Origin of the sequence: Nonlabens sp. (assembly GCF_051251825.1) — a bacterium.
Classification (GTDB): domain Bacteria; phylum Bacteroidota; class Bacteroidia; order Flavobacteriales; family Flavobacteriaceae; genus Nonlabens.
The window spans coordinates 40015-53246 of record NZ_JBPOGG010000006.1 but is presented as its reverse complement, the minus strand read 5'-3'; the positions used below and the strand labels follow the sequence as shown (position 1 = coordinate 53246).

At 35.0% G+C, this 13232-nt stretch carries 9 protein-coding genes; 3 read left to right on the top strand and 6 right to left on the bottom strand.

The window, feature by feature from the left end:
• Nucleotides 1-276: 276 nt before the first annotated feature.
• Nucleotides 277-1563 carry an OmpA family protein gene (locus ACSHWW_RS09040; protein WP_435682121.1) on the top strand — a complete coding sequence of 429 codons (1287 nt, stop codon included), beginning with the start codon at nt 277-279 and terminating at the stop codon, nt 1561-1563.
• Between the two features lie 690 nt (nt 1564-2253).
• Here the strand turns inward: ACSHWW_RS09040 and ACSHWW_RS09035 are convergent.
• The 5 genes from ACSHWW_RS09035 to lpdA form a co-directional block, all read right to left on the bottom strand.
• Complete coding sequence (locus ACSHWW_RS09035; protein ID WP_435682120.1) at nt 2254-4287, bottom strand: protein-disulfide reductase DsbD family protein; 2034 nt, start codon at nt 4285-4287, stop codon at nt 2254-2256.
• Nucleotides 4284-5615: a tRNA lysidine(34) synthetase TilS gene (gene tilS / locus ACSHWW_RS09030; protein WP_435682119.1), complete on the bottom strand. Its 1332-nt coding sequence runs from the start codon at nt 5613-5615 to the stop codon at nt 4284-4286. Before tilS ends, ACSHWW_RS09035 begins: the two co-directional genes overlap by 4 nt.
• A 9-nt stretch (nt 5616-5624) precedes the next feature.
• Nucleotides 5625-6944: an anthranilate synthase component I family protein gene (locus ACSHWW_RS09025; protein WP_435682118.1), complete on the bottom strand. Its 1320-nt coding sequence runs from the start codon at nt 6942-6944 to the stop codon at nt 5625-5627.
• Between the two features lie 54 nt (nt 6945-6998).
• Nucleotides 6999-9236 (bottom strand): TonB-dependent receptor, encoded by a 2238-nt coding sequence (locus ACSHWW_RS09020; RefSeq protein WP_435682117.1) that lies wholly within the window; start codon nt 9234-9236, stop codon nt 6999-7001.
• A 131-nt stretch (nt 9237-9367) separates the two neighbouring features.
• Nucleotides 9368-10771, bottom strand: coding sequence for a dihydrolipoyl dehydrogenase (gene lpdA / locus ACSHWW_RS09015; protein WP_435682116.1), 1404 nt, complete (start codon nt 10769-10771; stop codon nt 9368-9370).
• Between the two features lie 193 nt (nt 10772-10964).
• Between lpdA and ACSHWW_RS09010 the strand changes: the two genes are divergently transcribed.
• A complete protein-coding gene (locus ACSHWW_RS09010; RefSeq protein WP_435682115.1) occupies nt 10965-11459 on the top strand; it encodes an RNA polymerase sigma factor in 495 nt (164 codons plus the stop codon).
• Between the two features lie 4 nt (nt 11460-11463).
• Nucleotides 11464-12108 (top strand): hypothetical protein, encoded by a 645-nt coding sequence (locus tag ACSHWW_RS09005; RefSeq protein WP_435682114.1) that lies wholly within the window; start codon nt 11464-11466, stop codon nt 12106-12108.
• Between the two features lie 494 nt (nt 12109-12602).
• Here the strand turns inward: ACSHWW_RS09005 and ACSHWW_RS09000 are convergent, their stop codons facing one another.
• On the bottom strand, nt 12603-13184 hold the full coding sequence (locus tag ACSHWW_RS09000) for a porin family protein (protein ID WP_435682113.1): 582 nt from the start codon (nt 13182-13184) through the stop codon (nt 12603-12605).
• Between the last annotated feature and the right edge of the window lie 48 nt (nt 13185-13232).

Sequence of the window (13232 nt, the reverse complement as noted above, 5' to 3'; positions counted from 1 at the left end):
CAAAAGGTACTTTAGAAAATATATTAGGATATCAAATAGACTTATTTAATAACTCAACCATATATCAAAGAACTGACGCAATTGATACAACTATTTCAATAAAAGTATATATTATAAGTATGTTAATATGATAAAATGTAAAAGGAAGTTTATTATCATCACCCTTTGAACAATACAATATCATTGCGGATAAAATAAAATGTAAAAAAAAACTTAAATAGTAAGTTGTTCTTATAATATTTATATCTTTGCCGATTGAAAGCAAGAATAATACTTATGAAAAAATTTATTACATTATCCATCGTATTGTGTAGCCTATTCGGTTTTGCACAAGATACTCAGGAAGAATTAACAACCGATTTTAAAAGATGGTCGATTGATTTAGGCGCTGGTGTGCACAAACCATCGCGTCCATTCTCAACTGGTTACACAGACACTCCAGATTTCTGGCAGGCTGATTTAGGATTAAGGTACAACTTTACTAGATCTTTTGGTTTAGGACTTGAAGTTGGTTATAATAATATCCAATCATCTAAAGATTTATCAACTGAATTTGAAAGCGATTACCTAAGAGTGAGTCTAGAAGGTATTGTTAATTTAGGAAACTTCGTAGGACTAAAAGATGCTTCAAGCAAATTTGGGATTTTAGGTCACGGTGGTTTAGGTGTAGGAATGTTATCCTCGGATTTGTATGATGATACTGATCTTCATTTAAACTTTATGGCTGGTATTACTCCACAATATAGAATCTCAAGTAATTTGGCTGTTTTCACAGACTTAACAGTTATTGGTACTATGCGTAACAACTATGGTTGGGATGGTGCAATTCTTCCAGGTGATGATGTTAGAGGTTTTGAAGGTATGTTAGTGAATGCATCAGTTGGTTTAACCTATTACTTCGGTAAAGGTGATCAACCAGCAGATTTCACTGAAGATCCAGTTGAAGCTAAAGTTGAAGAACTTGCAGCAAGCATGGATAAAATGGCTAAAGAATATGCAGATGACGATAAAGATGGTGTACCTAACTATATCGACAGAGATAACACAACTGAAAGTGGTGTACGTGTAGATAATAAAGGTAGAGCGATTGATGTAAACAAGAATGGTATTCCTGATGATATGGAAAGTGCTCTTGACGGACGCTACGCTTCTAAATCTGATCTTGCAAATGTAAATTCTGGTACTAATGGTGCTGATGGAATGAGCGATAAAGGAATCATCAAGAAATTAATCAATGAAGGTTATGTGAATGTATATTTCCAATTCAACAGTACAAAGCCAGCTCTTTATTCTTTAAGCGCTATTAATACTCTTGTAACTTACATGAAAGATAATCCAAGTGCAACTGCAACTCTAACAGGATATGCAGATGAATTAGGAAGTCCTGAATACAACAAAAACTTATCTGAGCGTCGTGCTAAGATGGTACATGATGTATTAGTTGCTTCTGGAGTTTCTGCTTCTAGATTATCTCATAATGGTAACGGAGAAGATGCATCAGTAGATAAGAATTCATCTGAAGCTAGACAATTAGTAAGAAGAGTTACTTTTAGAGTTAACTAATTCTCAACTACGTATTATATTAAAAAGGACCGCGTTTGCGGTCCTTTTTTTATACGCGCTATTTAGCTTAGGTAGTTAAAAAATTATCCTAGTTTTTTACGCTTTATATTTCATTAGTAAATATGCTGGATGGTTAAGTATTAAAACAAATGGTTAATCAGACAAGACAACTTTAGAAAATCAACTTAATCAATTACCAATAACCTATTTAGATTCAGAGATACGGTTATTATATAAAATACTTCATTATGAATGAATTCAATTATTTAATTGTTTTGAGATAAGATGTCCTGCAGCAAATAGAAGTATATTCAATTTAAATGATTCCATTTAGAGCCTATTTTATTTAGACAAATGCAATGAGCAATTAGATCTACTCTTTAAGGATTCTTTACTTTTATTATTCAGAATAGATAGAACGATTCAGAATCCAACCACTCAATTGTTCTGATCACTAACTATATTGAATTATTTACACTATTGAAAAACAATCTCTATGACGACTAAATAATGTTCTGATACACCTGACGTACTGATTATAGTTTAGATGGTTACAAGCAAAGAAGAATCCATTACTAGCTGATAGCTATAGATGAAGCAAATGACATTCATAACTACGCACATTTTAAAGAACAAATTGATCATAAAAAAAGCGGCCAATGGCCGCTTTTTTTTCCAAAATAGAAACTACTATTTATATTCTTCTACTCCATCATTCAGCCACTTCTCAAACTCTTCGGCATCTGGAGTGTAACCTACTGGCTTGATAAGATCTTTACCATCTGCTCCTATAAGTGCGTAGTAAGGTTGTGCATTAATTTGATAATTCTTAATCTGTAACTCCGACCATTTGTTACCCGTGGTACGTACCATCTTCTCAGTAACTTCACTCATATAGTGTTCTTCTATAGGCAGCTTCTTTTTCTCATCTACGTAAAGCGAAATCATAACCACTTCACCTTTAAGTATAGAAAGAACTCCTTGCTCACCCCAAACTAACTGTTCCATTCTTCTGCAATTTACACAGGCATGACCTGTAAAATCTACAAGAGCTGGTTTACCTATCTTTTTTGCATAAGCAAGACCTTCATCATAATCATGGAATGTTACAATGTCATATTCTCCTAACTCTGCTCCTTCTGGCAATTTAACTGCTTGATCATTACTTGTGAAACCTTGAGACTTAGTATATCCTACTCCATAAGGCGATTCACTATACTTCATCGGTGGCGGGAAACCGCTGATAATCTTAAGTGGTGCGCCCCATATTCCAGGTAATAAATAAATAGCAACACATAAAGAGAAAATCCCCATAAGCAATCTACCTACTGAGATATTTGCTTCTGGTCCATCATGAGGTAACTTAATCTTACCAAATAAGTATAAAGCCATCGTTCCAAAAATAGCTACCCATATTACTAAAAATACCTCTCTAGTAAGAAGTCCCCATTGCATCACTAAATCTGCATTTGAAAGGAATTTAAAAGCAAAAGCCAATTCTAAGAATCCTAAAAACACCTTTACTGTATTCAACCAGCCACCTGACTTAGGCAAACTATTCATCCATCCTGGGAATATTGCAAATAATGCAAACGGTAAAGCGATTGCCGATGAGAAACCTAGCATTCCTATAATAGGCGCTATTCCACCTTTACTGGATGATTCAAATAGTATAGAACCTACTATGGGTCCTGTACAGGAGAACGATATAATCGCTAGTGCAAGTGCCATAAAGAAGATCCCGATGATTCCACCGCGATTAGATTGCTTGTCTGCACTATTTGCCCACGATTGCGGTAAGGTAATTTCAAACGCTCCTAAAAATGATAAAGCAAACACGACTAGTATTACAAAAAAGGCAATGTTAAACGTTACACTTGTGGAAAGCTCATTAAGTGCTTCTATACCAAATATCGCAACTATCGCAGACCCTAGTAATACATATATAGCGATGATAAATACACCATATAGTATAGCATTACGTATTCCTTGAGCTCTGTTCTGACTTTGTTTAGTGAAGAAACTTACTGTTAACGGTATCATAGGGAACATACAAGGCGTCAATAATGCTGCAAATCCTCCTAAAAATGAAAGAAAAAATACAATCCATAAACTCTTGTCCTTTTCTTCATCGTCTTCATCTACGTCCTTCTTCTCGTGTTTATCACCTTTTTTTATGATCGTGCTAGATTCCGGAGCTTTAGCCTTAAGAGGTTCTGCTCCTTCATCATAAAACGCATTAATCACATCATCTGGAACGACGTTTACATTTTCATCAAGTTTAAAAATTAAAGATTCAGGTGATGGTGGTAAGCACTGTGTGTCATCACATACCATAAAGTACGACTCTACAGCAATGTATTGTACATCCGGATTTTTAAGTTTTACTTTTTGCTCAAAATGAGCATAGTTAGCAAAATGATACACATCCATTTCCCATACTTTTTCAAACTCAGCATAAGATCCTTTTTCCTCATTAATTCCTACTAACTCAAAATCATCAGTGCCAAAGAAATTAAACTCTGTAGGAACAGGTCCTTCATCCTTATCACCTTTTGCTTGTGAATAAAGATGCCATCCTGGCTCGATTGAAACATCAGTAACTAAGACATATTCTGTATCAGATAATTTTTTTACGCTTGTGGTCCAGTCTGTTGGATCTTGGACTTGTCCTGTGACATGTAGACTGATGAGGGCTGTTAAAGCTATAAGGAGCTTTCTCATAATGTATAAGATATTTTAATAATTGTTTTGGTTGATGAAGTCACTTTGCAATGATTACTGGCTCGTATTCCTACAATCCACAAAATTTCCTCATTTAATGTCAATACTACCATTTTTTCTTTATCTATGAAAGAAACTTTGCCATCAGTTAATACATCACTTACTAACTTACTACCACTCATCCCTAAAGGATTAATGCGATCGCCATGGTTCCAATTGCGCAATGTCAATGGTAGTCTTATCTGTGCTGCATCGAGATAATGAACATTTCTATGGCTATTATTTTTCACAAAAGAAAGAGGATCATCCACAATGAGATGTTCAATTTGTAAAATACTAGTATTAAACTTATAAATTCCAGGAATATTGTTGATTTCTATGTTTACAGGAAGAGTATCAAATTGTTTCTCAATAACCAGCCATTCTCTATTCTTCAACATTATATAATTCTCAGATTCGATTCTTTTTCCAGTGCTACCGTATAACAAATCCATGGCGCTTTCCATATTTTGAAAACCATATTCATATATAATTTCAAAGAGATAGGCTCTCGGATTACCACACTGAAGGAGTTGAGCACAATTGATTTGGATACCAGAGTTGGTCTTTTTAATTCCGCTTTCGCGAAAGCGTAATACAGCATCCCTAACAAGTTCTTGAGAACCTTTAAGATAATCTAGAGATTGTGCAAAATGAGCTCGTAATTGAGGTAAAGCGTTATGTAATAATGGTAAAATCTCATTACGCAATTGATTGCGCTGGTATTTATTACTGCTGTTGCTAGCGTCTTCTCTCCAGGTAACCTCATTATCCAGCGCGTAGCTATTAATTTGCTCTCTTGTGAAAACCAAAAGAGGTCTAATTATAAGTCCATTATCTTGTGGAATTCCTTGTAAACCATTGAGCCCAGCGCCACGATTAAGGTTTATCAAAAAGGTCTCTAGTTGATCATCTAGGTGATGTGCGGTGCACACATGATTATAACTATATTTTTCACAAATTTCATCAAAGAATTCATATCGCAATTCACGCGCTGCCATCTGTATGGAGATTCCTTTTTGCAATGCATATTGCTCAGTATCAAATTGTTCTATAAAGCATTGAATGTCAAATGACTGAGCTAGATTTTTCACAAATTGCTCGTCTTTATCACTGGCTGCAGCTCGTAATTTAAAATTACAATGCACAAACGCAATCTTATACTCTAGTTTGTGGAGTAAATGTGACAAAACCACACTATCCAGTCCACCACTTATGGCAACGAGGATTCTCTTTTCCTTTAAGTCTGGAAATTGAGTGGCAATGTGTTCTTGAAAAGCAGTCAGCATGTCACAAATTTAATCAAAAGTAATTCCTTGTTGTGCTAAAACTTGAATCATTGCATGAGCTTTTAAAAGACATTCCTCATATTCTTTCTCAGGTTGTGCAGCGGCTGTAATTGCACTACCTACGCTGAATGAGGCGTAACGATTATTTGCATTGTATAATAAGGTACGGATCACTACATTAAAGTCAAAATCACCGTCGGGTTTCACGTATCCTATCGCACCACTGTACAATCCACGTTTAAATGACTCGTTTTTTTCAATAATGTGCATCGCACTTATTTTAGGCGCGCCAGTCATGCTTCCCATAGGAAACGTGGCTTTTATAATATCAGTAAAAGATAAATCGGGCTGTACGGTTGCAGTTATGGTACTTATCATTTGGTGAACTTGCTTGAAACTATAAATCCCATAAAGTTCTTGAACTTGTACAGTTCCGCGAGTAGCAACTTTTGACAGGTCATTGCGCACTAGATCTACAATCATCACATTTTCTGATCGTTCTTTAGGATCATTAAAAAGTACTTTTTTTAAAGTCTCATCCTTAATTAAGTCTGTTGATCGCTTTGCAGTTCCTTTTATAGGTTGAGAAATTAACTGGTTGCCCGTTCTTTTAAGATAACGTTCTGGACTGGCACTCATCACTTGATAAGCATTCATTCTTGCATAAACCGCAAATGGCGGCTCACTAATCTCGTTAAGATCTTGAAATGCTTTTATACTGTCCAGCGCAACGTCTGTGGCATAAAATTCAGTACAAAAGTTTGCCTCATAAATATCTCCTCGATGGATATGATCCAGAAAGGTTTGGGCTTTATAAAGATAACTTTCCTTAGAATCTCTAGCTGTGATATGTGCTGGTTCATAAACCGTTTTGTCAAGGTTTACTTGATGCCTCAAGATTTTTTCTAGTAGTCTAAGAGCACTCTGCTCGCTAGCATGATAGCTATGAATTAATATTTGATTATTAGAAATTTCAAAAACTACTTCTGGAATAAAGAAATACATATCAGGAAATTGAACTCCATCTGGATTATTACTTTCTAGTTCTTCAAGGTCATTCTTTAAATCGTAACCTAAATAACCAAAGGTCCAATCTTTATATTCATTTTTAAACTTTTCTAACTGATCAAACGCACCTTCATAATTAGTACTTAAATGGTCGATACAGCCTACAGCAATGAGATTATCATAGGTATCATGGCCTGTGCCTCCATGATTACTTTCCAGCATCATGAAGTATTTCTCATTCTTATAAAAATCCTGAATTTGTTTTTTAAAAACAACCGAATCTTCTAGATCAAATGAATATGTTATTCTAGACTTTCTCACATGGTAAAAATAACTTGAAGTTACTTACCATTCCATATTTACTCTATGAAAGTATTAAAAAGAGTAAATCAATCTTCCTTTAATGAAAAATGGTGTTCCTGGTGTAAAGTGGATTTCTTCCACACTTGCTGCTTCATTTTGCAATCTTGATTCTGTTGCAAACTGAGTTTCATTCCATTCGACATTAAATAGATTTTCTATCGAAAAGCCTACATTCAGCTTTTTACTAAAGTCATAATTTAAATTGAGTTCATTCACAAAATAACCTTCGGCAATGATGCTGTTGTCTTCATTTGCAGCACGATCTGCGATATAGCGATATCTCATAGAAGCATTCCAGCCTTTATAATCTTTCAAGCTTATTCCACCTGTACTGGTCCATTCTGGAGCTAGTGGTATGTAATCTTCTCCACTTGGTTCATCTATGGCTCTAGCATGAGCATAATTAAGATTAGTATCTAGAAATAAGTAGTCCGTCAACTGATAATTAATTCCTAAGTCAAATCCATAGCGTTCTGTTTTACCACTAGGTTCTACAATTCCAGCGTCTCCTACATAAACAAACTCTTGTTCTAGAAAAAGATACCATAAAGCTCCATTTACTACTAAACGATTACTAGGTTTAAAAATAGTTCCTAGATCTGAACCGTAGGATTTAGGTAGAATCTCATCGGCTTCATTACGTATGACAACTCTAGTGTCGTTACTATGCAATCCTACTCCATTTTTAAAATACAGTTGCCAGTTTTTAGAAGCTTGATAAGCCACATTAAATTTAGGTAATAAAGCAGTTGCGTTTTGAGAAAGCGTATCAAAAGAATCATCTAACGCATCGCGATAAATAAATTTAAAATGCTCTAATCTCAACGCTGCTTCAAGATTCCATTTTCCTTTCTCTAAGGTGACACCAGTCCATAAGGAAGAATTAGTCTCATTAATATCTCCTAATTGGATTTGTTCTAGTGTCGTTCTTCTATTTAAAGTTCTTAATAATGAACTACCGTCTGTTCTATCATTTCTTAATCCTAAACCGCTGTACCAATTCAGTTCATTATCATTCCATTTATATTCTTTATTATAAACACCTTTCATTCCTACCATATCGCGACTTTCTTGTTGCTTGATTTGGTCGCCATTCACTGGGTCTTCTAAGAAAAACGTGAAATTTGAAAAAAGCGTAAAGTCATAATGTGTATAATATACTTGAGTCTTTAATTGCTCTGTATCGCTTAAATTAAAATCATAACTCAAGTTTAAGTTAGTTCTTGATGTAGTACCACCTTCAGTATCATCTATGGCTCCAAAACGCCCTATCAATCCACTTTCTACAGCACGCACTGGAATCTGACCACTAGCGTCCCATTCACTTGTAAAGTATGAAGCGGTTAAGTTCAATTCGTTGCCTTCATCAGTTTTGTGATTTAGTTTTGAAAAAATATTAAATCGATCAAAATTTTGTGGACTATCAAATGCTCCGTCAAATGTGATATACTCGCTCGCCACATAAGCACTTGTATTTGCATTATCTACTACATTAAACATAGTGAGTAACCGCTGGTAGTTAAAATCTCCTATTTCTGTCTGGATAATATTGCGCTGTAAAAATTCTTTAGTATTCAAGTTGACATGACCTGCGGTTGCAAAGTTCCCTACGTTTACATCATAGCTTCCTTTACCATAATCTATAGAATTGATTGTTTCTGGGATTAAAAAGTGCAAGTCTGCATAACCTTGACCATGTGCATGAGAAACCATATTTACCGGCATTCCATCTACTCCTATGGCAACATCAGTTCCATGATCTATGTCAAAACCTCTCAGGAATAATTGCTCTGCTTTTCCTCCACCGGCATGCTGACCGATGAATAATCCAGGCACTGTTTGTAAAATTTCTTGAGATGAGTTTACTGGATTAAGCTGTAAATCAAGTAACGCAAGCGTATTAAAAGTATCTGTTTGATTACTGATTACAATTGCATCTAAATCCACAGAAGTAGATGACATCATTATTTGTAATACTGTATCAACGTTTGTAATTATTACTTCTTGAGATTCATAGCCTACGTGTGTAAATTTTAAAACAGCATTTACATCTACGTTTTCTATGGTGAAAAAACCTTGACTGTTAGTATGTGTATGATTTTCAGTTCCTTTATGGAGAATATATAAGTCTTTGATAGGCCGACCATTCTCATCAGTCACGTAACCAGTTATAGAATGAGCAAAAACTGAAGTACTCAGTAATAGAAATAGAATCGCAAGGAGCGATTTAGGTAGGGAAATTAAATGCATTATAAAGTAAAATAGTTGTTAGTTATCTTATTTACGGATTTGTAGTCCTACACAGATTCAAAAATTATGTTAAAAAAATAACCGACTCTGCAAAAGAGTCGGTTATCAAAAAATTATATAAGTGAATTTTATTAAACGTGCATTGCTCGATCAGCAGTTGCAGCGAGAGCAGCTTCTTTAACAGCTTCAGCATAGGTAGGATGTGCGTGTGACATACGAGCTATATCCTCAGCACTTGCACGGAACTCCATAGCAGTAACAGCCTCAGCAATTAAGTCTGCTACACGAGCTCCTATCATGTGAACTCCTAGAACCTCATCAGTCTTCTCGTCTGCGATGATTTTTATTTGTCCGTCGATATCTCCACTAGCTCTTGCTCTACCCAAAGCTCTCATAGGGAACTGACCTACTTTAATCGCTACGCCAGCTTCTTTTAATTCTTCCTCAGTTTTACCTACACTGGCAACTTCTGGCCATGTGTAAATCACGTTAGGAATTAAGTTATAATTGATATGTGGTTTTTGACCAGCAATAGTCTCTGCTACAAAAACGCCTTCTTCCTCAGCTTTATGAGCAAGCATTGCGCCTTTTATCACATCACCTATCGCATAGATGTTTGAAACATTAGTTTGTAAATGATCGTTTGTCTCAACCTGACCACGCTCATTAATCTTAACTCCAGCAGCAGTCGCATTCAACTTATCAGTATAAGGTCTTCTACCTACAGATACTAGACAGTAATCTCCAGAAAAAGTAACTTCTTCTCCTTTTTTATTTTTGGCAGTAACGGTAACCTCATCACCATTGCGCTCTACTTTATTAACCGCATGAGAGAGATTGAATTTTACACCTTGCTTTTTAAGCACTTTCATTAATTCCTTAGAAAGCATTTTATCCATTAAAGGAGTAATGCGGTCCATATACTCAATTACAGTAACCTCAGCTCCTAGTCTGCGATAAACTTGACCTAGCTCAAGACCTATCACTCCACCACCTATCACAATCATGTGTTTAGGGATTTCTTTAAGTGATAAAGCCTCAGTAGAAGTAATCACTCTTTCTTTATCTAGTGTGATAAAAGGAAGACTACCAGGCTTAGAACCTGTGGCGATGATCGTGTTTTTTGCTTCTATAGTTTGAGTGCCATCTGCTCCGTCAATATTAATATGAGTAGCATCCTTAAAAGAACCCATTCCTGTAAATACATCAATGTTATTCTTCTTCATTAAGAACGATACACCATCACAAGTCATGTCAACAACTTGTTTCTTGCGAGCAATCATTTTTTCAAAGTTAACTTTGATCTCGCCAGGAATTTCTATTCCGTGCTCTTCAAAATGCCTCATCGCATCATCATAATGATGTGAAGAATCCAGCAACGCCTTTGAAGGGATACAACCTACGTTTAAACAAGTTCCACCTAGTGTATTATATTTTTCAATTATTGCAGTTTTCATACCTAGTTGTGCGCAACGTATCGCTGCTACATATCCACCAGGACCTGAACCTATTACTGCTACATCGTATGTACTCATAATGAGAATTTAATGGTTTTATTTAAGTTTCAAAGATAAGAAAGGCTGAATGGATAGACTTAAATTTTAGATAATATTTGGGTTGTTTTGAGTCCGCTTTCGCGAAAGCGTAATAACTATATCATATATTTTCAACTTAATCTGTAACAATAGTAATTTGCATACTACTTATACAGCAACCAAATCAAGAAAAGTGAGTCAACAACTCGAAGCAGAATTTGTTAAACAACTGGAGGAAAACCAGAATATAGTCCACAAAATATGTAGGCTATATACTAATGATAAAGACTCGCACAATGATCTTTTTCAAGAGGTGACTATACAATTGTGGAAGGCGTACCCTAAGTTTAGAGGTGATGCTAAGTTCTCGACATGGATGTATCGCGTGGCACTAAATACAGCCATTACTTTATATCGCAAGTCCACGAGACGCGTGAAAACGACAGACTATGAAAGTGTCCAGTTTAAGGTAACTGACTTACATGAAGATGACGAAAGTGCTGAGCAATTAACACTTTTATATGGTGCTGTAAAACAGCTTAATGATATTGAAAAGGCACTCGTTTTTCTATATCTAGAAGATAGAAACTATCGCGAAATCTCTGAAACACTAGGAATAAGCGAGGTAAATGCAAGAGTGAAAATGAACCGAGTGAAGACAAAATTAACTAACATTATAAATCCATAAAACGATGGATCAACTAGATAAACTTAAAGAGAACTGGAATGCTCAAGAAAAGGAGTATCCTAAAATAAACGCTGATAGCATCAAAAAAATGCTGGCGCAAAAATCAACGAGTATCGTAAAATGGTTGTTGATTATAGCGATACTAGAATTTAGCTTATTGATAGGTATAAATATTCTCTATTCTATTTTCGGTAGTCCAGACCCAGCAACCGAAGCTCTCATGCACACGAACTTTATGATAGGTTCTTATATCGTTCATTATGCTGTGGTGATTTATTTCATTTATCTTTTCTATAAAAATTACAAAAATATATCTGCAAGTCAACCTACTCGTAGTTTGATGAAAAATATTATCAAAACTAGAAAAACCATGAAATGGTACATATGGTACAATATCATAGGTGGATTTATATCTGGTATGGTAGGAACTATTTATATGCTTAATAATCACCCTATGATTATTGAGTTGATGGAAAGTGGTAAAATGGATGGTCATGAAACTAAGTTTTATGTACTTTCATTCTTATTTATGGTTCTGATTTACGCAGTTTTCTTAGGACTATTATACCTTATTTATATGCTTATATATGGAATTCTTTTAAAACGATTAAAAGGAAACTATGAAGAGTTGAAGCGTATGGAAGTTTAATTCAGTAGGCAGGTTTTAAGTAGGCAGTAAGCAGTCATTTTTAGTTGTGGATTTCAGTCGCAGTTCTCAGTCGCAGTGAACAGTATTTTTTGAATATCGAATATCGATTAAGGAATATTGAACCCTGAAAATTTGATTTTTCTAGCTATAAATATCTTCATAGAATTACCCTTTCATAAACTTCAGTGAAGATTGTTTCGTTGCTCTCGCAATGACGTTGTTAGAATTGCGATTTTTAGTCACAGTTTTCAGTAGCGATTTTCAGTCTCAGTTCTCGGTAGCAGTAAACAGTACTTTTTGAATATCAAATATCGTTTAAGGCATACTGAATGTTGAATGCTGAATGCTGGATACGGAAACTTTAAATTCTCAAAGTTCATTCTAATCATTCATCGTAAAACTTCAAACTTTGAGCTTTGCACTTAAAACTTTAAAAACAAAAAAAAGCCTGTTTCTTAGTTGAAACAGGCTTTTCAATATATTGTGATGAACTACTAGAACTTATAACCTAATGATAAGTGACCTGTTCTTGTACGCTCGTCATTTGAGAAATCTACGTTATCAAAAAGATCAGTGATTCCTAAATCAAAAGTTCCTTTGATAAACAATCCGTTTCCAAAATCATAACCCAATCCACCCGTAAGTGCAAATGAGCTATTTACTTTTCCTTCGATTTCTTCACGATCTCCATCTTCTACAAATGATTGCTTTGCATTTAATAAAAATCCTACTTGTGGTCCAGCGTGAACACTAAAACCTTCAGTAATATAATATTTGAAATGTACTGGAACATTGATGAATCTTAAATATACAGTTTGTTCTGCACCATCGCTCTCAAGTCGCTCACCTTCACCAGAATAAAATGCTGCTGCTTCAAATGACCATTTATCACCTTGTGGAAATTCTGCAATAAGTCCTACATGATAATTGATTTTATTATCAGAGAACTCGCCACCTAGTGCATTGTTAACTTTTGAAACGTTAAGTCCTCCCATAATACCATAAGAGAATTCTTGTGCTTGTACTGCTCCTGCAGTAAGAAAAAGTGCTATTAAAGAAATGTAAAATGATTTCATTTGTTAGTTTTTGGTTTGTTCAAAGATATAATAAATATGTAAAAATCA

Excerpts from the sequence above, each read along its gene's own strand:
- ACSHWW_RS09040 (WP_435682121.1), top strand. The coding sequence starts at position 277 with ATGAAAAAATTTATTACATTATCCATCGTATTGTGTAGCCTATTCGGT.
- ACSHWW_RS09035 (WP_435682120.1), bottom strand. The coding sequence starts at position 4,287 with ATGAGAAAGCTCCTTATAGCTTTAACAGCCCTCATCAGTCTACATGTC.
- tilS (WP_435682119.1), bottom strand. The coding sequence starts at position 5,615 with ATGCTGACTGCTTTTCAAGAACACATTGCCACTCAATTTCCAGACTTA.
- ACSHWW_RS09020 (WP_435682117.1), bottom strand. The coding sequence starts at position 9,236 with ATGCATTTAATTTCCCTACCTAAATCGCTCCTTGCGATTCTATTTCTA.
- lpdA (WP_435682116.1), bottom strand. The coding sequence starts at position 10,771 with ATGAGTACATACGATGTAGCAGTAATAGGTTCAGGTCCTGGTGGATAT.
- ACSHWW_RS09005 (WP_435682114.1), top strand. The coding sequence starts at position 11,464 with ATGGATCAACTAGATAAACTTAAAGAGAACTGGAATGCTCAAGAAAAG.
- ACSHWW_RS09000 (WP_435682113.1), bottom strand. The coding sequence starts at position 13,184 with ATGAAATCATTTTACATTTCTTTAATAGCACTTTTTCTTACTGCAGGA.